General features: G+C 31.3%; 22 protein-coding genes and 1 riboswitch. Of the genes, 8 read left to right on the forward strand and 14 right to left on the reverse strand.

Annotation, left to right across the window (positions count from 1 at the left end; all coding sequences use genetic code 11):
* Nucleotides 1–59: 59 nt before the first annotated feature.
* From COL3_RS18605 to COL3_RS18635, 7 genes are all read right to left on the reverse strand, one after another.
* Nucleotides 60–1,112: a DUF362 domain-containing protein gene (locus COL3_RS18605; RefSeq protein ID WP_008427348.1), complete on the reverse strand. Its 1,053-nt coding sequence runs from the start codon at nt 1,110–1,112 to the stop codon at nt 60–62.
* A 172-nt stretch (nt 1,113–1,284) separates the two neighbouring features.
* On the reverse strand, nt 1,285–2,658 hold the full coding sequence (locus COL3_RS18610) for a DUF6179 domain-containing protein (RefSeq protein ID WP_008427346.1): 1,374 nt from the start codon (nt 2,656–2,658) through the stop codon (nt 1,285–1,287).
* On the reverse strand, nt 2,645–3,112 hold the full coding sequence (locus COL3_RS18615) for a DUF6323 family protein (RefSeq protein WP_008427344.1): 468 nt from the start codon (nt 3,110–3,112) through the stop codon (nt 2,645–2,647). The genes COL3_RS18610 and COL3_RS18615 overlap by 14 nt, the downstream gene beginning before the upstream one ends.
* Nucleotides 3,113–3,387: 275 nt before the next feature.
* Nucleotides 3,388–4,614 (reverse strand): aminopeptidase, encoded by a 1,227-nt coding sequence (locus COL3_RS18620; protein ID WP_008427341.1) that lies wholly within the window; start codon nt 4,612–4,614, stop codon nt 3,388–3,390.
* A gap of 164 nt (nt 4,615–4,778) precedes the next feature.
* Nucleotides 4,779–6,068: an NCS2 family permease gene (locus COL3_RS18625; RefSeq protein WP_035284147.1), complete on the reverse strand. Its 1,290-nt coding sequence runs from the start codon at nt 6,066–6,068 to the stop codon at nt 4,779–4,781.
* A 224-nt stretch (nt 6,069–6,292) separates the two neighbouring features.
* A riboswitch (purine riboswitch) is annotated at nt 6,293–6,394 on the reverse strand.
* Nucleotides 6,395–6,793: 399 nt separating this feature from the next.
* Nucleotides 6,794–7,645 carry a 2-oxoacid:ferredoxin oxidoreductase subunit beta gene (locus tag COL3_RS18630; protein WP_008427337.1) on the reverse strand — a complete coding sequence of 284 codons (852 nt, stop codon included), beginning with the start codon at nt 7,643–7,645 and terminating at the stop codon, nt 6,794–6,796.
* Complete coding sequence (locus COL3_RS18635; RefSeq protein ID WP_008427335.1) at nt 7,645–9,327, reverse strand: 2-oxoacid:acceptor oxidoreductase subunit alpha; 1,683 nt, start codon at nt 9,325–9,327, stop codon at nt 7,645–7,647. Before COL3_RS18635 ends, COL3_RS18630 begins: the two co-directional genes overlap by 1 nt.
* A 273-nt stretch (nt 9,328–9,600) precedes the next feature.
* Here COL3_RS18635 and COL3_RS18640 point away from each other — a divergent pair, with 273 nt between their 5' ends.
* Nucleotides 9,601–10,158 carry a hypothetical protein gene (locus COL3_RS18640; protein WP_008427333.1) on the forward strand — a complete coding sequence of 186 codons (558 nt, stop codon included), beginning with the start codon at nt 9,601–9,603 and terminating at the stop codon, nt 10,156–10,158.
* A 41-nt stretch (nt 10,159–10,199) separates the two neighbouring features.
* On the forward strand, nt 10,200–11,069 hold the full coding sequence (locus tag COL3_RS18645) for a metallophosphoesterase (protein WP_008427331.1): 870 nt from the start codon (nt 10,200–10,202) through the stop codon (nt 11,067–11,069).
* A 122-nt stretch (nt 11,070–11,191) separates the two neighbouring features.
* On the opposite strand, the gene COL3_RS18650 is transcribed toward COL3_RS18645, so the two are convergent.
* The 7 genes from COL3_RS18650 to COL3_RS18680 form a co-directional block, all read right to left on the reverse strand.
* On the reverse strand, nt 11,192–12,190 hold the full coding sequence (locus COL3_RS18650; protein ID WP_008427329.1) for a biotin-dependent carboxyltransferase family protein: 999 nt from the start codon (nt 12,188–12,190) through the stop codon (nt 11,192–11,194).
* Nucleotides 12,190–12,900 carry a 5-oxoprolinase subunit PxpB gene (gene pxpB / locus COL3_RS18655; RefSeq protein WP_008427327.1) on the reverse strand — a complete coding sequence of 237 codons (711 nt, stop codon included), beginning with the start codon at nt 12,898–12,900 and terminating at the stop codon, nt 12,190–12,192. Before pxpB ends, COL3_RS18650 begins: the two co-directional genes overlap by 1 nt.
* Before the next feature lie 45 nt (nt 12,901–12,945).
* A complete protein-coding gene (gene alr, locus COL3_RS18660; RefSeq protein ID WP_008427325.1) occupies nt 12,946–14,073 on the reverse strand; it encodes an alanine racemase in 1,128 nt (375 codons plus the stop codon).
* A gap of 28 nt (nt 14,074–14,101) precedes the next feature.
* Entirely contained in the window at nt 14,102–14,869 is a 768-nt protein-coding gene (locus tag COL3_RS18665; protein WP_008427323.1) for a 5-oxoprolinase subunit PxpA, read from the reverse strand.
* Between the two features lie 153 nt (nt 14,870–15,022).
* A complete protein-coding gene (locus tag COL3_RS18670; RefSeq protein WP_008427320.1) occupies nt 15,023–15,808 on the reverse strand; it encodes a putative hydro-lyase in 786 nt (261 codons plus the stop codon).
* A 100-nt stretch (nt 15,809–15,908) separates the two neighbouring features.
* Nucleotides 15,909–16,982 (reverse strand): DUF4392 domain-containing protein, encoded by a 1,074-nt coding sequence (locus COL3_RS18675; RefSeq protein ID WP_008427318.1) that lies wholly within the window; start codon nt 16,980–16,982, stop codon nt 15,909–15,911.
* A gap of 10 nt (nt 16,983–16,992) precedes the next feature.
* Nucleotides 16,993–17,841 carry a D-amino acid aminotransferase gene (locus COL3_RS18680; RefSeq protein WP_008427316.1) on the reverse strand — a complete coding sequence of 283 codons (849 nt, stop codon included), beginning with the start codon at nt 17,839–17,841 and terminating at the stop codon, nt 16,993–16,995.
* Nucleotides 17,842–18,382: 541 nt separating this feature from the next.
* Here COL3_RS18680 and COL3_RS18685 point away from each other — a divergent pair.
* From COL3_RS18685 to COL3_RS18710, 6 genes are all read left to right on the forward strand, one after another.
* Nucleotides 18,383–19,564, forward strand: a complete 1,182-nt coding sequence (locus COL3_RS18685) for an ABC transporter substrate-binding protein (RefSeq protein WP_008427314.1) — start codon at nt 18,383–18,385, stop codon at nt 19,562–19,564.
* A 139-nt stretch (nt 19,565–19,703) separates the two neighbouring features.
* Nucleotides 19,704–20,588, forward strand: coding sequence for a branched-chain amino acid ABC transporter permease (locus COL3_RS18690; RefSeq protein ID WP_008427312.1), 885 nt, complete (start codon nt 19,704–19,706; stop codon nt 20,586–20,588).
* A gap of 9 nt (nt 20,589–20,597) precedes the next feature.
* Nucleotides 20,598–21,644, forward strand: coding sequence for a branched-chain amino acid ABC transporter permease (locus tag COL3_RS18695; RefSeq protein ID WP_008427310.1), 1,047 nt, complete (start codon nt 20,598–20,600; stop codon nt 21,642–21,644).
* Nucleotide 21,645: 1 nt separating this feature from the next.
* Complete coding sequence (locus COL3_RS18700; RefSeq protein WP_008427308.1) at nt 21,646–22,416, forward strand: ABC transporter ATP-binding protein; 771 nt, start codon at nt 21,646–21,648, stop codon at nt 22,414–22,416.
* 1 nt (nt 22,417) lies between these two features.
* The gene (locus COL3_RS18705) at nt 22,418–23,122 is read left to right on the forward strand and encodes an ABC transporter ATP-binding protein (RefSeq protein ID WP_008427307.1); all 705 of its coding nucleotides are present in this window, start codon (nt 22,418–22,420) and stop codon (nt 23,120–23,122) included.
* A gap of 47 nt (nt 23,123–23,169) precedes the next feature.
* Nucleotides 23,170–23,793 carry a cytidylate kinase-like family protein gene (locus COL3_RS18710; protein WP_008427305.1) on the forward strand — a complete coding sequence of 208 codons (624 nt, stop codon included), beginning with the start codon at nt 23,170–23,172 and terminating at the stop codon, nt 23,791–23,793.
* The last annotated feature ends 242 nt before the right edge of the window (nt 23,794–24,035 follow it).

Raw genomic sequence — 24,035 nt, forward strand, 5'->3', positions numbered from 1 at the left:
CAGCATGATGGAAAATAGGCTGGCAAATGGACTTGTTATTTTTTGATTGTGCCTAAATATTAATCTATAAATCTTCTTGGATTTATTTCAATAAGTTCATATTCCTTACTTCCTAATCCAATTTTTTCAGCATAATCAAGAGTAGCTCTTCCCCTTCTAAATACGGTTTTATTATTATTTCTATCAATAATATCAAGACAGGCTTTATCGATAGCCACTGGATCAGTTGAAGCAAAAACGCCAACATCATCTACTATGGGTTTCATACTATGACCTTCACAATCACAATTTCTTGTTATATTAAATGCGAATGTTATATAAATATTATTTTTATCCTTAGCAGCTCCATATGCATACTCTGAAAGTCTTTCATTAAAAGATTTCGAAATTGACGCAAGCCAGCTATTAGATATAGCTTTATGAGGACATATCGCCATACAAGAAGCGCAACCAATACATTTATCTTTATCAATTTTTGCTTTTCTCTCTACGGTTATTGCACTTTCTGGACATTTTTTTGCACAGGCATTACATGCCTTACATTTTAACGAGCTTATCTTTGGTATAGAATTTGCATGCTGAGCAAGCTTTCCACCTCTGGATGCACATCCCATGCCAAGCTGCTTTATAGCTCCTCCAAATCCTGCAAGGGCGTGCCCTTTAAAATGGCTCATAATAATTAATTGCTTTTTATTTGCAATTTCTTTTCCTATTTTACATTTGTTAAAATGTTTCTTATTAATTTCAACGTCTTCAAATTCTTCCCCATGTTCACCATCAGCAATTATTATAGGAAGTTCAGTAAAACCATGCTCCTTAGCTAAATTAATATGTTTTTCTCTTGTAGTTCTTTCCCCTCTATAAAGAACATTTGTCTCAATGAAGGCACTTTCTATATTTTTTTCCTTTAAATAATTTATTACCCCTACATAATTTTCTGATTTTATAAAAGTCTTATTTCCTTTCTCTCCAAAATGCACTTTAAGTGGTATAAAACTTTCAAGACTTAAATTTTCCTTTTCCACTAATTCTTTTAAAAGTTCACTGGCAGCATCACTTATTTCCTCAGTTTTAGAATAAGAATCTACGGCTTTAAAATACACATTGCTCATTGTACAACCTCCATAGCTAACTATACTTATCTATTATTTTAAATTAGCGCAAAGCATTATTAACCCAATTTTCTATATATAAAATAATCTTATTGGAAATACTTTCTCACGTCAAGTTATTAAAATAATTTTAATATTCCTTCCTAACTAATTGTAGATATTCCGTATCTTTTTATAAATCTTGAATGCTTATTCCTTCTGCTGCCCTAATAAGCTTTATTTTTTGAGTTTCATCAAAGCTATTTAAATATTTTTTAAATTCCTCTTTCCACTCTTTTTCACTTTCAGTCCCATAGTCAATTTCAGTATTCAGATTATTTGACAAATACTTTAGGAGTAAGGTTATTTCAAGCTCATTCAAAGTTCTAAATATTACAATAAATTCATCTCCAAAAATACAATCTGCCCCCAATATATCTGCTAAATCTTTTAAGCTGCAAATCTCACTTTTTATAATTCTTATCTTATCTTCTACTTCGCTACAAGCTCTAATTTCCTCAGTTATAATCTTAAATTTACTATTATCCATGCTTTTACCATCTTCATATTCAATATAGTTATTACTTGAATTATCTAATGTAATAAAAGTTTTTTCCAGTTTATCAATAATTATATTTCTCTTAATTTCTTGTATAATCTTAATAGTAGTTGCACTTATATAATTTACAAGATAATTATCTTTAATAGAACAATTATCACAAACTCTTTTAGCTGCCAAGCCTATCTCTATATTCAACTCATCTTCACAGAGATTTTCAATTTTATTTTTAAGATAATATCTATCAATTTCAGTTATATTTAAATTTCTTCCCTCTTTTCCTATAAGTACACATCCTAAATAATTAGTTAATACTAATTCAAAAATATTTATAAGAAGATGATCACAGTTTTTATCATAGCCTTTTAATAGAAATTGAATTTCTTCGTTATCAAAATTTGAACAGAACATATTTTCATAATTCAGCTTAGTTAAATAATCTAATATATATTCAATCCCTACCAAATCCATTTCATCAATAGCTAATGGATAATCTATAGATCCTGGAGCTTCATGACTGAAAAATCTAATATCATACTCTTTAAAAAATGGAGGGATACCATAATCAATGGTTTCAATATATGCAATATTTCCTGTTTTTAATTTTGTTTTTTGAACATGCTCTAATAATTTTTTGCCTTCTTCTAATTTAATTCTTAAAAGTTTTTCCCCTTTTAAAAATAATTCCTTCATTTTATCTTCTTTAATTAACTTTATACGTTCTCTTATACTTGATTTGCTCTTTAAATAAACTCCTATTGTATAATATATAGACAGCATAAGCTGCTCTGCTACTTCAACTCTAACAGAACAACTCTCGGCTTTTGTATAATAAATAACATTCTCCTTTAAAATCTCCAATATTTGAAACTGAATACCTTCTATTTCTGCCTTATTTAAATAATTATTGCTGTAAAGTACCTGTAGCAAAGATTGAAAAAAATGTTCTTTACTTAATAAATTCTCAATAGCCTCTTCTTTGTTTATTATATTATTATTCATAATCATAATCTTCTTCATCCCCATCTACATTTAAATAATCTTTTATACCATACTTAATATTATGGGCTATATTATCCAGATACTTATATCTAAGTAGCTCTACTGATCCTTGACACTGATTATCAAAATAATTTTTCATTAAATTAATCAAATCATTATCTCCTATTTCTTCCATTGTTTCATTCTTAAAGTAATAAAAGGTTTCAATAAGTTCTTCTATTGTTTCTACATAATTATATTGGGAAATATATGGTGAATCGCAAAAAGTAGTAATTATTTGTTTAATTATCCCTCCACCAAACTCTACTCTTCCATTTTTGCTTAAAGCCTCACTTCTTACTTGAATAATTTCTTTTACATCTTCTTCACGAAGCTTTAATCCATATTCTAAAGTGCTCTCATTACATTCAAGGATTTCTTCAAAAGTTTGCTTACTTATTATTGAATTAGAAATAGACATAAGATAATTCTCCAAAAATATTACCTCCTAAAACTTTTTTCATTTTTAGTATTGACTTTTATTTCAAAACATGATATGATTATTATATATAGGTTTATCGTAATAACTTCTCTGTAAATATTAATTTTATCATCGGCTACATTGGAAGTCAATGATATTTTTTATGCTCTTTTTTATTATTAATTATAAAAAAGACTGTTAAACATCTACTAGTTTGTTGATGTTTAACAGTCTTTTTTTATCTTATAACTTATCACTTATAACTTATAATTGATCTAAATTATCCAATCACCATTTTTAAATACTGGAATTCTTTCTCCATCAGCAGTTTCACCTATTATTTCAAGTTCTGCTGAGCCTATCATAAAATCAACGTGTGTTAATGAATCATTAACGCCTTTTTCTTTAAGTTCTTCTTCTGACATATTCTCGCTATCTTTCAAGCAGCTTGGATATGCCTTACCAAAGGCTAAATGACAAGAGGCATTTTCATCAAATAATGTATTATAAAATATTAGTCCTGAATTTGATATAGGTGAATTATATCCCACTAAAGCAACTTCACCCAAATATCTTGCACCTTCATCAGTATCTAAAAGTCCTTTTAATATTTCCTCTCCTTTTTCTGCACTAAAATCAATTATCTTTCCATCTTTAAATGTTAACTTAAAATTATCTATTACATTACCACCGTAATTTAATGGTTTTTTGCTAGTAACAAACCCATTTACCCCATCTCTCTTAGGAAGTGTAAACACCTCTTCCGTAGGCATATTAGCTACAAATTTAATACCATCTTTACTGTATTCTTCACCACTTAACCATAAATGACCCTCCGGAAGTTCTATAGTTAAGTCAGTACCTTCTGATTTATAATAAAGATATTTGAAATTCTTTTCATTTAAATATTCTCTTCTATTCTTTAAATTTGTTAAGTGTTCATTCCATGCAGAAACAGGCGATTCCTTATCTACTCTTACAATACTAAAGATTGAATCCCAAAGTTTTTCTACAGCTTCTGTTTCAGATACATCAGGAAATACTTTTTTTGCCCACCCCTTTGTGGGTATTGAAACAACGCACCACTGAACTTCATTACTCATCATTGAAGCACTGACTGTTTTCATAGCCTTGCTTGATGTTTTAGCCAAGGTTGAAATCTTTATTGGGTCAACTTTGCTTAAAAGCTCAGGATCTCTTGCAGATATACTTATAAATGCTGTTTTTTCTTTTATAAGCTGTTCCCTTGATAACGCTGCATAAGTTGGTTCTTTTTCAAAACTCTCCATAGGAGCCTTATTGTATTTTATTAAAGAAAGCTCCTCATCATTATAGTCTACTATAACATTAATAGCTCCTTCTTCATAAGCTTTCTCTGCCATTATTCTAGCAAAATCTGCGCACTCTATTGGTGAACTTATAAGCAGTTGCTGCTTATCTTGCAGATTAATTCCAGTTCTAATTACAAGCTCTGCATACTTTTCTAACATCTCCATATTCATATTAGTATTTCCTACCTTTCCATGTTATTTATACAATAATTATACTATTATTTATTATAATTTCCTAATAGAATAGCTTTCAAACCATCTAATATAATTTTGTATATAAAAAAAATACTCCAAAGTGATTTTCATTCACTTTGAAGCATTTTTTATAAGTTATATTAAATAGCGAACATTATTATAAATAATACTGAAATAACATACATTGAAACAGGAACCTCTTTTGATTTACCTGTGAATATTTTTATTAACACATATGATATAAATCCAAATGCCAAACCATCTGTAATAGAATATGTTAAAAGTGTTAATATTAAAGTAAGGAATACAGGTAATCCTTCAGTAAAATCTGAAAAATCAATCTTTGTTATTGGTTCCATCATTAATAATCCTAAAACTATTAGAACTGGACCTGATGCAAAACCAGGAATAACAGTTAATATTGGTGAAAAGAATAATGATAAGAAGAATAATGCAGCTATTGTTAAACCAGCTAAACCAGTTCTTCCACCTTCAGCAATACCTGAAGCTGATTCAATAAATGCAACTGGTGTAGAAGTTCCTAAACAAGCACCTATTGTTGATCCAACAGCATCCGCTGTTAAAACTTTATCTGCATTAAGAACATTACCTTTTTCATCTAAGTATCCAGCTTTTGAAGCTAAACCAATTAAAGTACCAATACTATCAAATATATCTATAAATAACATAGTCATAATAGCTGGAATTATTCCTATTACCATAGCACTCTTAAAATCAAATTGTAAAAATACTGGTGCAACTGATGGAGGCATAGATACTATTCCGCTTGGTAACTGAGCCACTCCAAATATTATACCAAGTACATATACAACAAGCATACCTATAATAAATGATCCTTTTACATTCTTATGATATAATACTGCAATTAATACTACTCCAAAGAATGCTAACAAAACTGTTACACTCTTTAAACTTGCGAGTCCAACTAATGTAGCTTGATTAGCTATAATTATACCTGAATCTTGTAATCCTATAAAAGCTATAAAAAATCCAATACCTATACTGATTGCATATTTTAAAGTTTGTGGAACACTATCAATAATTGCCTGCCTAACTTTAAATAAATTAAGCGCTAAAAATATAAGTCCTTCTATTAATGAAGCTGCTAATGCTGTTTGCCATGAAAACTTCATTGTTAAACAAATTGTAAATGTGAAAAGAGCATTTAACCCCATTCCTGGTGCCATACCAAATGGGTAATTAGCAACAAGTGCCATGATCACAGTACCGATACAAGAAGCCAAAGCTGTTGCTGTAAATACTGCTGATTTATCCATCCCTGATTGACTTAAAATACCTGGATTAACCACTAAAATATATGCCATAGTTAAAAAAGTTGTAATACCAGCTAATATTTCTGTCTTAACAGTTGTATTGTTTTTTGATAAATGAAATAGTTTTTCTAACATACCGTTCTCCTCCATTGTTTTTACCGATTTTTTTGATACATTGTCCAATATAGATTCCTCCTATTTTCGAGCTACACAAATAGACACTGCCACTCCAAAATAATATCTTTGTTAGTAGGATGCACTAACATTGAAAAAAATATAAAAGATAATAACAAGAATTTATAAATATTCAACAAAATATAAAGCCCCTTTGTTTTTTGCAAAGGGGCTTATAAGCTATCAAAATACTTATAAACACCCATAGTCAGACAATTTACGGTAGTCCGGTAGAGACGCTTAGACCTTATTTCTAAGCATATACGGGTAAAATTTCATTATTTATATATGGCATACTAGTACGTTAATCTCTCTTTACATATCACCATCTTAATGATAACTACTAAAAAAATAATATACTGTACTGATTCTGCAATATATAGCTCTTTATTTTACATACTTAATGTACAATAATTTACTCCATAAATCAATACTATTTTGATTATTTTCTGTATTTTTTTATTTTTTCACAATTTATCATTCGTGTTTTTATTAAAATTGTATAATTTTTCCCACTCAATCAATTTTATTGTTCTGATTTTGTAAAATTCTTTACATATGTTCACATGAATGCTAATTAACTATTCATACTTAAATAACACAAAAATTATCCCCAAAAACTATAACATAATCTTTAGATTATACAACTACAAAAAAACAACTTAATTTCTATTATTTAAAAATTTCTATAGGAAATCTTTAATAAATTCTTTAATTGTATTTGATTTAATTTCACTATCAACCAATGATTTGCCTTTCACTAAAAAACTAATTTTTTCATTAAAATCAGGCTTCTCTTCCTTATATAAAATTCCTAAAGGAATTTTATCCCCCCACTCCATAGCTTTTTCAATAGCTTTCAATTTATTATTTGGATTATAATCTTCTCCAAGCTTATAAACCCTCTTATTGTACCATTGGAATGTATTGATTTTATTAAAGGAAACACATGGCTGCAAAATATCAACAAGAGCATATCCTTTATATTTAATTGCTTCAGCCATAATCTCCTTTAAATGCTCCTTATGGCCGCTGAACGCTCTTGCAACAAAGCCTGCTCCAAGTGTTATTGCCAGAGCTACTGGATTCATAGGTATATTATTGGATCCATTTGGCTGAACATCAGTTACATGCCCTATATCTGTTGTAGGAGAAGCTTGTCCCTTTGTTAATCCATATATCTGGTTATCATGAACAAAATGCGTTATATCTACATTGCGCCTAATATTATGAATAAAGTGATTTCCACCTTCACCATATGAATCACCTTCCCCCGTGTTTACTATTACGGTCAATTCTTTATTTACAATTTTTGCTGCAACTGCTGGTGGTAATGATCTTCCATGAAGCCCGCAAAAACCATTGGTATTTATATATTGAGGAGTTTTTGCTGCCTGCCCTATTCCACCAACAATAAGCACTTCATGTGGAGCTTTTCCTAAAGTTATTAGAGTTTCCTTAAGGGCATCTAAAATATTATGATCTCCACAACCTGGACACCAAGCTGTTTCAGTTTTGAAAAATATTTCATTACTCATTATCTATCACCTCCACTTAGCTTAATATATATTTCTTGAGATGAAATCGGTCTTCCATCGTACTTTAAAATACTACTATCGCATTTAATACCAGTATATTCTCTAATAACGCCTGCCAGCTGACCTGTTGCATTCTGCTCTATATTAATTACCCTTTTTGCAATGCATGCATACTTTTTAATCTGTTTATCTGGCAAAGGCCAAACATCACCAAATACTAAGGCACAATATTTATCATTTTCTGAATCTTTATTAAGAAGCTTGATAGCTTCTTTAACTGGGCTATATAATGATCCCCATGCTATAAGCAATGTATCTGCATTTTCTTCCCCTATAAACTCAGGTTCCTGAATGTCTTCCTTTAAATACTCCATTTTTCTAAGTCTCTTTTCATTCATTTTATTTCGCACTTCTCCTGATTCTGTAATATGCCCATATTCATCATGCTCATCACTATCAACTAACACTGTTAATCCTGATATTTTTCCTGGGGTTATTCGTGGCGAAATTCCTGATTCTGTAATTTCATAGCGTTTATACTCTTTAGCATCAGCATACTTATAGTCTTGTAAACATCTTTCAATTTTAACACTTTCAAAATCGAAAGGCTTTACTGTTCTTATACTATCAGCTAAAAATTGATCTCCTAATAAAATAACTGGTATTTGGTACTTATCTGCAATATTAAACGCTCTAACTGTTTGATAAAATGCGTTTTCTGGATCTCTTAGGGCTATTACCATTTTAGGTATTTCTCCTGGAGATGAGGAAATAACAAATTTTAAATCTCCTTGTTCTGTTCTTGTTGGTAGACCTGTTGTAGGTCCAGGTCTCTGTATTTCTGCTATTACAAGTGGCACTTCAAGCATACCAGACAATCCCACTGCTTCAACCATTAGTGCAAAGCCGCCTCCTGATGACCCAGTCATAGCCCTAACACCTGCATAAGAAGCTCCTATTGCCATATTTATTGAAGCAATTTCATCCTCAGCTTGTTCAACCACTATTTCCGCTTCATCCATTTTTGATGCAAGATAATTCATTATACTTGTAGAAGGTGTCATGGGATATGCAGAATAAAATTTACAGCCTGCTGCAAGTGCACCAAGGGCTATTGCATCATTGCCCCCAATCAAGATATTATTATCTTGATTTTTTGCTTCAATATGGTATTTTGGCGATAAAAGTTTGTATCCTTCTTCAAATGCACTAAAATTTTTATTAGCAATTTCATCCTTAAACTTTTCAGATAATAATTCTTTGACGCCGTTTAATTTAAGATTAAATAGCCTTGTAAAAGCACCTAATGCTACGCTTCCATGTACTCTTGGGTTTCCTATATTTTTAGCTGTAGTTTTAAGAGGAAGTCCAAAAAATCTTTTATCTCCAAGTTTAATCTCTTCATCTGATATAATAAATCCATCTTCTTTTAACCTTTCAAGATGCAAATCTATAGTTTCTTTATCTAAAGCAATTATCCCGTCGAGCTCATCCCAATGAGAATTTATTTCTTCATCTCCAAAGCGTATCTGAAAAAAATTATGCCCCCCTCTTACTCTTGACATATAATCTTGTATAGTAAAAACTTCAAACCCTTTTCTTTTTAAGATTTTCTCTAATATAGATGAAATAGTCTCCATCCCAAGCCCTGCAGCTCCTCCTATTAGGATGTTATAAATCATAAAATTCCTCCTTAAAAATATTGATACTTTTATTTTTATATTAGTCAAAGCTAATTATTTTAACACCTTTATTTTCCTGCTAGTAAATATTTTTATATCAAATAGTTTTCTCTGATTTATAACTTGCTGTTCATTATAATCTAGACAAATTACATACTGATAATATTTTATTAAATTTTCTCCACATTATTCCAAGGTAAAAATTTATACAACTTAATCTTTTTTCCTATCAAATATAGTCAAAAAAATTAGACTATCATATGCTGTAATGATATGAATTTATTAGTGGTGATTATTATTAAGCTATATTCAGGTTTAAATATAAAGGATCTAGAATTTTTAGGGGCAGGTACTCAGGGCAAAGTATATAAAATCGATTCACAGAAATGCATAAAAATTTTTAAAAGAAAAGAAATATGTGCAGATGAAATAGAAACTTTAGCTATAGCTCAAAAGGATTCGCATTTTCCTAAGCTTTATTCCTTTGGTGAAGATTATATTATAAGAGAATATATAAATGGAGTTGAGTTAGATAAGTACTTATCAAGTCATTCTTTGACACAAAACATTTCCAAGAAAATTATGGAACTTTACGAAGCTATGGATTTTGTAGGCTATACACGATTAGATGCTGCACCGTTTCATATTTTTCTAACACCATTAGGTGAAATTAAACTTATAGATACTGCGCGAGCTATGAAAAAATCAACTATATATCCAACTCTAATTATTCAGTGTTTATCCAAGTTAGGATATAAAAAACAATTTTTTAACTTTGTAAAAGATAGCAATCCTGAACTTTATGCTGAATGGTTAAAGTATATTAAATAATTTTTTATATAGTAATTGAAATATTTTTGAGAGGAGAAAAAATGAGATTTGTAGTTTTCAGTGATTCAAAAGGTAAGAAAAATGGTATAAATGAAAAAGTATTAAATGCATTAATGAGTGAGACATGCAAGCTTAATCCTCTCCCACAATTTATTGTAATGTGCGGTGATACTGTTGCTGGACACACTAAAGAAGAAATACTATTATCTCAGCTAAATAGATTGCAAAGTATAATTTATAAATACCATCCAAATACACCTTTAATTCCAGTGGTAGGTAACCACGAAGTTAATATTGAACCCATAGATGATAGATATGAAAAAATCCTTAGTATGGCATATAGCAATTTAAGCACACAATCCCCTCTTGAGCACTATAATAATACCGTTTATTATCTAGATGTTGGGGATACTAGGCTAATAATATTAAATGCCTTTCACTGCGGATCAACTCATAGAATTAGTAATGATCAACTTAATTGGTTTAAAGAAAAAGCATCTGCATTTAAAAAAAACAAACTGGTTTTTATTCATTCTCCAGCATTTCCAACAGGTGCTCATCTTGGTCACTGCCTTGATTTATATCCTGAAAATAGAGATGCTTTTTGGAAGATTATAGACGAATGCGGCATAGATATTGTTTTTAGCGGACATGAGCATAATTATTCAAGGAGAACTATAGATAACTCCTTTAGCCCTGAAAAAAATTATTATAAACGGAGTATTACCCAAATAATTTCAGGAGGTGGCGGTGAAACGCTTAGAGATAAATATAAAAGTAAAAATGGAATTGTTATTGCTCCTATTGCAGCATATCACTTTTTAGCAGTTGATATAGAAACAGATTATATTAAGGTGTGCGCTATTAATTTAAAAGGTAATAAATTAGATGAATTTAAGCTGGAGAAATAGTGTATATTCTAAACTTATATTCAATAAAATTACTACAAGTTTATAGAAAAAATCTAACTAACCGAAATTCTGTGGTTAGTTAGATTTTCACCTAAATAAATCTGAAGTAATTTTATCTAAAACTATATAGTTATGATCTTTATAGATTTCTTTACATCACTTAAATATTTTTCTCTTTGGAAATATAGTTTTTCAGCATCTTTTAGTGTGATTTTATTAAATGTAATTTTCTCATTAGGTTTAAGTTGAGCTATTTTTTGAATATCTACGGAAGCTACATGAGCTATTTTAGGATACCCTCCTGCAGTTTGCCTATCAGCTAGAAGAATAATCGGATTTCCATCAGGTGGAACTTGAATAGTTCCTACAGAAACTTCTTCAGATATCATTTCTAGTTTTTCTTTTAGCTCAATTTTAGCGCCCTCTAAACGGTAACCCATTCTATCAGATTTAGAACTTATACTAAATTCTTCAGAAAAGAATTTAGTAATACCCTCATGAGATATTTCCTTATATTGTCTATCTTCAAAAACCCTAATAATTGTGCTATTAGAAGATCCTTTATAACCTTGTACATACCATCTTGTTGCAATGAAATCCTCGTCACTCTTTATTTCTTTCATCTTATCTATTATTTTGTGAGACAATTTGTTTTTGGTACCAATATTAAGCACATCATCTCTTTTTAGTGCTCTTCCTTCAATTCCGCCTAAACCTGCCCTTAAATATGTACTTTTGCTGCCCATAACTAATGGAATATCAAAACCTCCAGCTATAGCTAAATATGAGCGGCATCCAATTTTGCAGGGTCCAAATTTTAATATACAATCGTTCTTTAAATAAACAGGTCTTCCCATAGGAACAGGCTTATTATTTATTGTCGGTGAAATATCTGCACCTGTTATGGAAAATAACATTCCTTTTTGTAATTCTAATGATGGTCCAACCATAGTTATTTCAAGAACTCCTTCATTTTCGTTATTACCAATAATAATATTAGAAAGCCTCATGGAATATGTATCCATAGCCCCACTGACTATAACTCCATACTTTTGATACCCAATTCTCCCCAAATCCTGAATAGTAGTAAGAAGTCCTGGATTTAAAACAGTAATGCTCACTATTCATCCTCCTTTAATCTTAGGTAATCTTCATAAGAAATTGGACGAAATTTAGCTATATCTCCAGATTTTAAAATACTCTTAGGTTCTCCATTTAAATCAAACATCTTTATAGGTGTTCTTCCTATAAGCTGCCATCCTCCAGGAGTCTCAATTGGATATACTCCTGTCTGAGCTCCTGCAATTCCAACTGAGCCTGCTGGGATTACTGTTCTTGGAGATTCACGCCTTGGTGCAGCTATTTTTTCTGACATTCCGCCTAAATAAGGAAATCCAGGTGCAAAACCTATCATATAGACTAAATATTTTCCTTCTGAATGAATTTTTATAACTTCCTCTACATTAAGATTATTTATTTTTGCAACATATTCAAGATCAGGTCCAAACTCACCGCCATAGCAAACTGGGATTTCAACGATATTTTCCTCATCACTTGATGAAAAATCAAGACTTGATAACATATCTTCTAAAATAACTTTAATAGTATCAAAAGGAAAATCACTATTTATTTTTAAAGGATCGTAAATTACAGAAACACTTGCAAAATAAGGAATATATTCTATGAAACCTTCAAATGGGTGTTCATCAATATATGCACAAAAAATTCTTATTTTCCTGTTTATTATTTCACTAATTTCATTTCCAAACTCAATTAAAGCTGTAAATTCATTTATTTGTGAAATTTTTGTTCTAAGCTTATCCTTTTCCATACTTACATTACCTCCAAAAATTATATAGCAAAATTAGCTTCTAAATTATTCATTACTATAAATCCTAGGAACCCTTTTCCCTATTCCACAAACAAATTCATAATTGAAACTTCCAGCTATATTAGCTAATTCTTCAACAGAAATAATATTCTCACCATCTTTTCCTACTAAAGTTACTTCATCTTCAATTTCTACATTATTTATATGTGTAACATCTACCATCATTTGATCCATACAAATTCTACCTATAATAGACGCATATTCACCATGGATCAGTACCCTTCCTTTTGATGAAAGGGCTCTTGGGTATCCGTCAGCATATCCTACTCCAATAGTTGCTATCTTAGTCTTATTTTTTGTAATATAAGTTTTTCCATAACTTACCCCATGTCCTGCATCAACAGTATTCACATTGATTACATGAGCCTTCCACTCTAAAGCTGGTATAAGCTTAACGGAATTTTTATTAACTTCTTCTGATGGATATAATCCATAAAGAATTATACCAGCTCGTACCATATCAAAACGGTGGTGGTCAAATTCTATAATTCCAGCACTATTACACATATGCTTAATAGGTATACTTATTTTCCTTTGTTCTAATAACTCTACAAACCTATCATATCTATCCATTTGCAATTTGCTATAGCTTTTGTCAATTTCATCAGCAGTTGAAAAATGAGTAAATAACCCCTCAATAACCACATTGGGAAGTTTACAAATCTCTGCTATTGCAAAAACTCCATTTTCATCTGCATTAAATCCTATTCTAGTCATACCTGTATCTAGTGCCACATGAATTTTGGCCTGCCTCCCACAAATTGAGGCGACTTTTGAGATTTTCTTAGCCGTTTCCAACGTATATATTGTTTGAGTAATATTATTTTCTATTACTTCAATATATTGACTTGGTGATGTGTAACCAAGAATCAGTATAGGTAACTTTATACCAAATTCCCGAAGTTCTATAGCCTCATCTATAGTAGCTACACCGTAATAATTCACTTCATTTTTAAGAAAATCTCCTAAAACAGCTGCACCATGGCCATATCCATCTGCTTTAATAACTGCCATAACCTTTACGTCTTTTTCTATACGATTTTTTATTTCATTTATATTATTTAAAATAGCCTTTAAATCTATTTTTGCATAAGTTCTAAGATATTTTTCCATAGTTAAGCCTTCTTTATATATAACATAATTAAATTACTTCAATTAATGGAGCAATTTTTATATCTTCGCCTTCAAGGCTGCATTTAATTTTCTTTACAAATTCTAAAGCCTTAGCTCCATCTCCATGAACACATATAGAATCAACTTTAATTGGTATATCTTTTCCTGAAATAGCTTCAACTTTATTTTCCTTTATCATTTTAATAACTCTCTTAATGGCAGTTTCCTCATCTGTAATCATCGCTCCCTCTTTAGTTCTTGCAACTAAAGAACCATCCTCTTCATATGCGCGATCAGCAAAAGCTTCCCTTGCTACTTTTAATCCAATATCCTGTGCAGCATTAACCATTTCGCTTCCTGATAAGGCTAATAAAATCAATTCAGGATTTACTTCATATATTCCTTCACAAATAGCTTTTGCAAGTTTTAAATCCTTCCCTGCCATATTATATAAAGCCCCATGAGGTTTTACATGGTGCATCTTTATTCCTGCAGCTTTACAAAAAGCATCTAAAGCACCAATTTGATATATTACCATGGCCTTAGCTTCCTTTGGTGATACATTCATATTTCGTCTTCCAAAGCCAACTAAGTCCGGAAAACCTGGATGTGCTCCAATGCATACGCCGGCTTCCTTAGCTAGTTCAACTGTATGAGCCATTACAAGTGGATCTGATGCATGAAAACCGCATGCCACATTAGCAGAAGAAATATATGAGATTACTTCCTTATCTAAACCAAGTTTATAATTTCCAAAGCTTTCTCCTAAATCACAATTTAAATCTACCTTATACATAAGTCCCCCTTCTTCAGTTAACAGTTAACAATTAACAGTTTACAGTTTAGGTTGAAAGCCTCTGGCTTTCTTGAATTTTATTTTTAAAATCCCTTAAGGGATTTTTTCCTTAACTTTTCACTTTTAACTTATAACTTTTAACTGGAATAACTTTTAGTATTTTAAGTCTACATTTTTAATATCGGTTATAAGCATATGTCCTGGAGAATGTGTAATTACAATTTTAGGTTTAACATTCATAACTACAGATTGTGGTGTAACTCCGCAAGCCCAAAAAACTGGTACTTCTCCTTTATTTATTGTAACACAATCTCCAAAATCAGGCTTATTAATATCTAAAATTCCAATAACTGATGGATCTCCTATATGAATTGGAGTTCCATGTACCTTAGGCATTGTACCTGTTACCATTACTGATTTTACAACTTTATCGTATGGAATGGGCCTCATGCTTACGACCATTTTTCCATTAAATATTCCTGCTGGCTCACACTCTATATTAGTTATAAACATAGGTACATTACAATTTCCCTCAATATGCCTTACAGGTATTCCAGCTTCTAATAGTTCTGATTCAAAAGAAAAACTGCACCCGATTAAGAAACTTACAAAGTCCTCTCTCCATAGATGCTCTACACTAGTATATTCCCCAGTTAATATACCATCTTCATACACTCTATATTTAGGAATATCTTTGGCAATATCAGCATTTTCTGCAATGTACTTAAGACTTCTACTTCCTGCATCGCTAACTTCCAATATAGGACATGATTTTGGGTTCCTTTGCGCAAACAGAAGAAAATCATACGCTAAATCCTTTGGCAGAATAACTAAATTAGCTTGTGAATAGCCCGCACACATTCCTGATGTTGGTCCTGTTATTTTACCTTCACGTATTAAATTACGAACTTCACTGGGTTTCATTTCCGAATAATTCATCCTATATTCCCCCTTACCCTTGGCATAATTTTATTGTTAGACATATTCACCTCGAAAAAATATTAACTTCCCATCCAATCATTTTAACACTTCTTACTTCTTACATAACTTTTTCATAAAAACCTAACTCAATAACTTTTTTAAACCAAGTTTCACATGTTTTTTCTAATTTTATAGCATAAGATACGCATTCTCTCATTAAATTAACCATTGAAAGGTTCAAGGATAGACCAAAACCATCAATTGCAGGTACAAGCCAACCATACATATCAATCATTCCACTCCTTGAAGCAACAATCATTGCTTCTTCCTGCATTTCTTTTGTATGCAGAATTTCTAAGTCTTTCTTTAAATAAGCAATAGCAGCAATTAAACCATAACATCCCCAATCAGAAACAGTAGCTGTTATAATATTGTCTGCTTTTGTGACTGCTGCAATGCCTCCATTACATCCACAGTTACATTTTCCTTTAGCTGCATATGGAATAAATTCTTCTAATTGCTCCTTAATAGCTCCCATACCAATTTCATTGCCAAGATCTCCTATTGCTATATTAAGAACTCCCTTGTCCTGTAATTTAGTGAATAAAATATCTTGTTTTGCTTCTAATTCAGTTACATCTAGACCTACTGCATTATGATAAGTTCCAATGGAATTAGCACCTGGGCACTCAATGCTTATAACAGCGCTAGGCAGCCCCTTAGAAATTATTTCATCGGCCTGCTTCCCTGCTTCATTTACATCCTTGGTAAAAGTTACAGCAGATATTGATATTGGATATTCCTTTAATTCCTCTATAGTATCATAAAAGTGCAATCCCATAACCTGAGCTAAGTTTTTCACAGCCTCCATATTATCTTCTGGACATACAATTACTGGCTTTACATTAAAAGCTTTAATTAAAGATCTTGCTAAAAGTATAGAACTAACAATTCCATCCATTTCTGCTTTCTTGAATGGAAGCAGCACGAAGCCAGTCATTATATAAACTAAATCGCCATCTTTTAAAATTCCTACTAGTTTTTTTGCTGCATTTGTAGTTAATGGTTCCTTTGTGTACTCCCTTGCAGCAGAATATAAAATGCGGCATACACCATACCCTCTTGGATCTAAATTCATTAGGTTGTCCAAATTCTCACCTAAATTGAATACTGTCAATTCTTTTTGATTCATATATGCCTCCTTATTCTACCTCTGTTTCCTCTAAAAATTCTTTTAGAAGAGCATCTTGTAATTTTTTTATAAGCTCCGGCGCTTTTCCTCCAACAGGCTTTCCATCTATTTCGCAAGCAGTTATACAAAATTGACCTGAACTAGTAACTATAACTTCGTCAGCTTCCATTAATTCTTTTAATGTAAATGCTGTTTCATCTACAGGTATATTAAATAATTTACACATTTTTATTAGATGAGCTCTTGCTATACCTGGTAAAATCAAGTTATCTGTTGGTGCAGTTTTCAAAATACCATCTTTTAAAATAGATACATTGCTATGAGCGCATTCAGTTACTCTAATCCCTCTATGGAATACAGCTTCTTGGCACCCTGCCTCTTCAGTTTTTTGAGCAGCCATTACACTAGGAAGTAAATTCAATGTCTTAATATTGCAATGTAAAAATCTTGTATCCTCCAATGTAATTAGTTTTATTTTTTGTGACATGTCTTTAATATTTAATGGTTTTAGCATAATCCATAGATTTGCTGGAACTTCATCACTTGGAAAAGCATGGTTACGCATTGCTGTTCCTCTTGTAACCTGCCAATATACAAATTGCTCTCCAGAATCAACCTTCTTCACCATATCTTTTAGGATTTCTTTAACTTGCTCTTTTGTATAAGGAATTTTAATCTTTAATAAACCAGCACTATTAAAAAAACGATCAATATGCTCATCCAATGCAAAAATCACATGGTTCCTACTATAAGTAGCATCGTAAACTCCATCCCCAAAATAACATACACGATCATTCATTGGTATAGTCATTTCCTCTAACAATCCATATTTCCCATTATAATAACCTAAATTCTCCATAATAATCCGCCTCCTAATATTCTATAAAATAAAAGCCAGATATATTTTAGACTATGAAAATTGACTTCTTTGTCTAAAATATATCTGGCCTGTAACAGTAAACCATTGTCTTAAACATATCTTATATTGCCGAAAAATTTTTTTCAATATTTTTTAAAATTACAGTTATTTTTATTGTTTTTACGATTTTTGCAGAAAAATTTTTCGTTTTTTATTAATTTTCACTTTAAAATAAGAAAAATTTTACGTATTAACACTTTATCCTTTAATTTAATTACAGTTTTATCCATTTATTTTTATATTGCTTATATCTTTCTTAACCCTAGTAAATTAGGGCTTTTAACATACTTCATAAATTTAATTTTGATTGTAATTTTTTCACTTATACTTATACTTTGAATAATATTTTTCATAAAATAACAATTATTATCTATATTGACAAATGTGTGATTTATAGTATTATATAGCATATACGCAAAGGCTGGTGTAGATACACTGGTCTTTTTTTTATAATTATTTATTGATTTGGAGGAGATTTTTTATGGTAAGGAAAACATTATTGAAAAAAACATTAGGCATAATGACAGCAATAATTATGTCAACAACAATGATTATTGGTTGTAGTGAAACATCTAAAGTAAATTCATCAGGTGGTTCTGGTGGAGATACAATTAAACTTGGTGGAGTATTCCCACTAACTGGTGATGTTCCTGCTTTAGGAGCAGCTATGGAAAATGGAGCAAAACTCGCAATCAAAGAAATTAATGCTAATGGCGGAGTGCTTGGCAAAAAATTAGATTTTGTAGTCGAAGATGACCAGGATCAAGCTGCAACAGCACCAAATGCAATTACTAAATTAATTAATCAAGATAAAGTCTCAGCAGTAATCGGAACATACGCAAGTAAATGTTCTATTCCTATGGCAGCCGTTGCAAAAGATTCTAAGGTAGTAATGATTACTCCTGGATCAACAAATGAAAAAGTAACTACTGAAGGTGGAGATTATGTATTTAGAGCATGTTTCATTGATCCATTACAAGGTAAAGTTGGAGCACAATTTGCTTCTCAAAACCTTAAAGCTAAAAAAGTAGCCATGCTTTATGATGTAGGTAACGACTACTGCGTAGGTATTTCAAAAGAATTTAAGTCAAATTTTGAAGCTGCTGGTGGTACTATTGCATACGAAAAGACTTATAATGCTGGAGAAAGTGATTTCAAAGCCTTCTTAACAGAAATCAAAGACCTAAATGTAGATGTACTTTACCTTCCTGATAACTATTCAACTGTAGGATTAATTGCTAAGCAGGCAAGAGAAATTGGAATAAATGCAGCTTTATTAGGAAGTGACTCATGGAGTGATCCAGGTCTAATAAAAGTTGGTGGAGATGCTGTTGAAGGTGCTTACTTTACAGACCACGTATCATTAAAATCTGATAATGCAACAATTAAAAAATTCGTTGAAAATTATAAAAAAGAATATAACAGCGATCCAAGTGCCTTCTCAGTTCTAAGCTATGACTCTGTATATATTGTTGCAGAAGCAATTAAGAAAGCTGGCAGCACAGATGAAGCTGCAATTAAAGATGCAATGGCTAAATTAGATGTAGATGCTGGAACTACTCACTACAAATTTGATGATAAACATAATCCAATTAAGAGTGTAGTTATAAATAAAGTTGTAAAAGGAGAATTTAATTTCGAAACTGAAATTTCAGCTAAGTAATTAAATTACACCTTAAACTAATTTAGAAATCAAAGAAAAAGAAAGTCTTATAAAATTAATATTTAATGACTATATCAACAGTCCAAGCAATAGTTTGTGTAAACTTGCGATATAGTCGTTTTAAAGGAGAGAGAACGACATGAGTACTTTATTACAACAAATTGTAAATGGTATATGCCTTGGTAGTGTGTATGCTCTAATAGCTATCGGTTACACCATGGTATATGGCATTATTAAATTAATTAATTTTGCCCACTGTGATATTTATATGGTTGGTGCTTTTACAGGATATTTTGCAGCAACAGTATTAGGCTTTGGATTTATTCCTTGTTTACTTTTTTCTATGATTTCATGTGCTGTCTTAGGTATGTTAATCGAAAGAATCGCTTATAAACCACTTAGAAACTCACCTAATGTAACATTACTAATTACTACCATGGGTATGGAACTTTTATTGCAGAATTTTGTAAAAACTGATTTTGTTGCAGGACCTAATACAAGAAATTTCCCTCAAGTAATTCCTTTAGTATCTTATAAATTAGGAGCAATAACAATCAGTAATCTTCAAATAATCGCACTCGCAGTCACAATATTATTATGTATTATATTACAATTTATAGTTAACAAAACTCGAACAGGTAGAGCAATGAGAGCAACTTCTTATGATAGAGATGCAGCAGCTTTGATGGGAATAAATATAAACAGGGTTATTTCTTTAACTTTTGCTTTAGGTTCAGCACTTGCGGCTACTGCCGGTGTACTTGTTGGTATGCTTTACCCTAGATTAGAACCTGCTATGGGGGTTATGCCTGGACTTAAATCCTTTGTTGCCGCAGTTCTTGGAGGAATTGGAATTATACCTGGAGCAATGTTTGGTGGAATTGCAATGGGCCTTATTGAGACTTTATCAAAGGTATACATTAGTTCAGGTTTATCAGATGCAATTGCTTTCTCAATTTTAATTATAATTCTTATTGTAAAACCAACTGGCTTATTTGGTAAGAAAGACAATGTAAAGGTATAGGTGATAAGGATGGAAAGTAAGATAAATAACAATGAAAAAAATCTAAGTCGAAACTTAGTTAAATCTATATATATTAGATATTTAATTACTACAGTAGTTCTTGTTGTAATTTATATGTTTTTGATGTTCCTTGTAAATCAAGGAATAATCAGTGATTATATTCTTAGAATCATGAAAGAAATTGGAATTTTCTTAATTGCAGCTTTAGGTCTTAACCTTATATTAGGTTTTACTGGCCAATTTACTATGGGACATGCTGCTTTTATGTCAATTGGAGCATATGGTTCTGCCATAATGACAAAAAATTTCAACATGCCTCTGCCTGTTTCTTTGCTTGTAGGAATTATACTATCAGCAATTTTAGCAGCCCTAATTGGATATCCAATATTAAGACTTAAAGGCGACTACTTAGCTATTTGTACCCTAGGTTTTGGAGAAATAGTAAAGGTAGTAATTCAAAATGTAGACTATTTAGGTGGCGCTAGAGGTATCTCTGCTATACCAACAAAAACATCCTTCTTAATTGTATTTTTAGGAGTAGCTCTTTGCTATGCAATATTAAGAAATTTAATTAATTCTTCAAAAGGTAGAGCTATTATGTCTGTAAGAGAAGATGAAATAGCTGCTGAAGCAATGGGTATCAATTCTACAAAATACAAAATGATTTCTTTTATTATAGGAAGCAGTATGGCTGGTCTTGCAGGTGGTCTTTACGCTCACTTTAATACATTTATTGATCCAGCCAGCTTTAACTTTTCTAAGTCAATTGAATTAATAACTTATGTTGTATTAGGTGGTATGGGAAGTTTATCTGGAACTGTACTTGGAACTTCAATTCTAATTTATCTTCCTGAATCATTAAGAGGACTTAGTGATGTGATTAAGGATTATCGTATGCTAATATATGCCCTTTTACTTGTAATGATGATGATTTTCCGTCCACAAGGTATTCTTGGAACAAGAGAGATTTCAATTGCTAACATAAAGAAATTCATTAAGAAATTCAAAAAATCATCAAGTAAAAACATAGAAGAAAATGCAAAGGTTGGTGAGTAGTATGTCTTTACTTACAGTAGAAAACTTAACAATAACTTTCGGTGGCCTTACTGCTGTTTCTGATGTAAACATGGAAATTGGGGATCATCAGCTAATTGGCCTAATTGGTCCAAATGGTGCAGGTAAGACTACGCTTTTTAATATGCTTACTGGCGTTTATAAGCCAACCAAAGGAAAAATAGAACTTAATGGAGAACGTATTGATGGAACTAAACCTTATAATATTACATCAAAACGTATTGCTAGAACTTTTCAAAATATTAGGCTTTTTAAAGAGTTAACTGTTCTTCAAAATGTTATGATCAGTTTTAACTTCCAAGCAAAATCAGGATTACTAGCTTCTATTATAAATACTCCAGCTCAAATTTTTGAAGAAGAAAAAATGAAACAGGAGGCTATAGATATCCTAAAAATCTTTAAATTAGATGACAAGGCAGATGAACTAGCTAAAAATCTTCCATATGGACAACAAAGAAGACTAGAAATAGCCAGAGCTCTTGCTGCAAAGCCAAAACTATTACTTCTTGATGAGCCAGCAGCAGGTATGAATCCACAAGAAACAGCTGAGCTTACAAGCTTAATTCGTTGGATAAAGGATGAATTTAAAATTTCTATCTTGCTTATTGAGCATGATATGAAGCTTGTAATGAATGTTTGTGAATACATCTATGTACTTTCCTTTGGTCAAATAATTGCAAAAGGACTTCCAAAAGAAATTCAAAATAACCCTCAAGTAATTGAGGCCTACTTAGGAAAGGGGGCTGCAAAATAATATGTTAAAAGTAAAAAATATTAATGTATTTTATGGAGCAATTCATGCTATTCATGACTTAAGTCTTGAAGTGAAAGATGGAGAAATTGTAACTTTAATCGGTGCAAATGGTGCAGGAAAAACTAGTACACTAAGAGCTATTAGTGGTCTAAATACAATTAAATCTGGTGAAATTACTTATGATGATAAATTAATAAGCAATCTAGGTGCACATAAAATCGTATCTCACGGAATTAGCCAGGTGCCTGAAGGAAGAAGGGTTTTTGGCGATCAAACTGTAGAAGAGAATCTCCTACTTGGAGCCTATTTAAGAAAAAGCAAGTCTGAAATTAAAGAATCCATGGAAAAGGTATTTGAGTGGTTTCCTAGAGTAAAAGAAAGAAGAAAACAATACGCTGGAACCTTATCTGGTGGCGAACAGCAAATGCTTGCAATTGGAAGAGCATTAATGGCAAGTCCAAAGTTGCTGCTGCTTGATGAACCATCTATGGGGCTTGCTCCAATTGTTGTTGAAGAAATATTCGAAATTATAAAAGATATTCGTAAAACTGGAACAACTATTCTTTTAGTAGAACAAAATGCTAATGCTGCCCTTCAAATAGCAGATCGTGGATATGTCGTAGAAACAGGCAGTGTTGTTTTAGAAGGGCTTGCAGAAAATTTATTACATGATGACTCCGTTAGACGAGCATATTTAGGAGAATAATTTAGTAAAATGTGATATAATTTTAGAAAAAGAGGGAGTGAGATTTTATGGAGAAGTTTGTAATAGCAATAACAAGAACTTGTGGAAGTGGCGGAACAACAATTGGTAAAATGCTTTCTAAGGATTTAGGTATAAATATGTATGATAGAGAGCTTTTACGTTTAGCATCAGACGATAGCGGCATTAATGAAGCATTATTTGCTAATGCAGACGAAGGCGTAAAAAATAGTTTACTATATAAGGTTTCAAAAAAAGTATATAATGGTGAACTGATTCCACCAGAGAGCAATGATTTCACATCAAATGATAATTTATTTAATTATCAAGCTAAGGTATTAAAAGAATTATCAGAAAGTGAATCTTATGTAGTAATAGGACGTTGCGCCGATTACATCTTAAAAGATAATCCAAATGTATTTAAAATTTTTATCCATGCATCCAGTGAATACTGTATTAAGCATGAAATGGACATCCTTGGCGTTTCAGAAAAAGAAGCAATCAAAGAAATTAAAAGATTAGATAAATATAGGAGTGAGTATTACTACTATCATACAGGTAAAAAGTGGGAAGACGTAAAAAACTACGATTTATCTCTTGATACCAGCAAACTTGGCTTCGAAAAATGTGTTAAATATATAAAAGAATATATTAAGCTAAGAATGGATTCGTAGCCTTTATATAGATATCCAAGCTATAATCTAGACTTTATGTGGTAGCTTACCGAAATAATAACTATTTTTATACCCTCAGGGGGCACAATGTTTCGAAGGACTATGAAAATATCGCTGAAGGTTCTAAGTTGCAGGTTGAACCACTTTAGCTTGTCATGCTCCTACTTTCAGTATGACAAGCTAAAGTGGAACAACCAATAGAGGAAACTCGACTCACATTCGTTCGCTGAGTAAGCGATTCA

It is taken from the genome of Clostridium sp. LS (genome assembly GCF_002760435.1).
GTDB lineage: Bacteria > Bacillota > Clostridia > Clostridiales > Clostridiaceae > Clostridium.

Excerpts from the sequence above, each read along its gene's own strand:
- pxpB (WP_008427327.1), bottom strand. The coding sequence starts at position 12,900 with ATGGAAAAGGATAAGCTTAGAACAAAAATTTCACAAATAAATGAATTT.
- COL3_RS18690 (WP_008427312.1), top strand. The coding sequence starts at position 19,704 with ATGAGTACTTTATTACAACAAATTGTAAATGGTATATGCCTTGGTAGT.
- COL3_RS18700 (WP_008427308.1), top strand. The coding sequence starts at position 21,646 with ATGTCTTTACTTACAGTAGAAAACTTAACAATAACTTTCGGTGGCCTT.
- COL3_RS18625 (WP_035284147.1), bottom strand. The coding sequence starts at position 6,068 with ATGTTAGAAAAACTATTTCATTTATCAAAAAACAATACAACTGTTAAG.
- COL3_RS18680 (WP_008427316.1), bottom strand. The coding sequence starts at position 17,841 with ATGGAGAATTTAGGTTATTATAATGGGAAATATGGATTGTTAGAGGAA.
- COL3_RS18620 (WP_008427341.1), bottom strand. The coding sequence starts at position 4,614 with ATGAATATGGAGATGTTAGAAAAGTATGCAGAGCTTGTAATTAGAACT.
- COL3_RS18710 (WP_008427305.1), top strand. The coding sequence starts at position 23,170 with ATGGAGAAGTTTGTAATAGCAATAACAAGAACTTGTGGAAGTGGCGGA.
- COL3_RS18685 (WP_008427314.1), top strand. The coding sequence starts at position 18,383 with ATGGTAAGGAAAACATTATTGAAAAAAACATTAGGCATAATGACAGCA.
- COL3_RS18645 (WP_008427331.1), top strand. The coding sequence starts at position 10,200 with ATGAGATTTGTAGTTTTCAGTGATTCAAAAGGTAAGAAAAATGGTATA.
- alr (WP_008427325.1), bottom strand. The coding sequence starts at position 14,073 with ATGGAAAAATATCTTAGAACTTATGCAAAAATAGATTTAAAGGCTATT.
- COL3_RS18610 (WP_008427346.1), bottom strand. The coding sequence starts at position 2,658 with ATGATTATGAATAATAATATAATAAACAAAGAAGAGGCTATTGAGAAT.
- COL3_RS18705 (WP_008427307.1), top strand. The coding sequence starts at position 22,418 with ATGTTAAAAGTAAAAAATATTAATGTATTTTATGGAGCAATTCATGCT.
- COL3_RS18665 (WP_008427323.1), bottom strand. The coding sequence starts at position 14,869 with ATGTATAAGGTAGATTTAAATTGTGATTTAGGAGAAAGCTTTGGAAAT.
- COL3_RS18605 (WP_008427348.1), bottom strand. The coding sequence starts at position 1,112 with ATGAGCAATGTGTATTTTAAAGCCGTAGATTCTTATTCTAAAACTGAG.
- COL3_RS18630 (WP_008427337.1), bottom strand. The coding sequence starts at position 7,645 with ATGAGTAATGAAATATTTTTCAAAACTGAAACAGCTTGGTGTCCAGGT.
- COL3_RS18670 (WP_008427320.1), bottom strand. The coding sequence starts at position 15,808 with ATGAATTATTCGGAAATGAAACCCAGTGAAGTTCGTAATTTAATACGT.
- COL3_RS18640 (WP_008427333.1), top strand. The coding sequence starts at position 9,601 with ATGAATTTATTAGTGGTGATTATTATTAAGCTATATTCAGGTTTAAAT.
- COL3_RS18615 (WP_008427344.1), bottom strand. The coding sequence starts at position 3,112 with ATGTCTATTTCTAATTCAATAATAAGTAAGCAAACTTTTGAAGAAATC.
- COL3_RS18695 (WP_008427310.1), top strand. The coding sequence starts at position 20,598 with ATGGAAAGTAAGATAAATAACAATGAAAAAAATCTAAGTCGAAACTTA.
- COL3_RS18675 (WP_008427318.1), bottom strand. The coding sequence starts at position 16,982 with ATGAATCAAAAAGAATTGACAGTATTCAATTTAGGTGAGAATTTGGAC.
- COL3_RS18635 (WP_008427335.1), bottom strand. The coding sequence starts at position 9,327 with ATGATTTATAACATCCTAATAGGAGGAGCTGCAGGGCTTGGGATGGAG.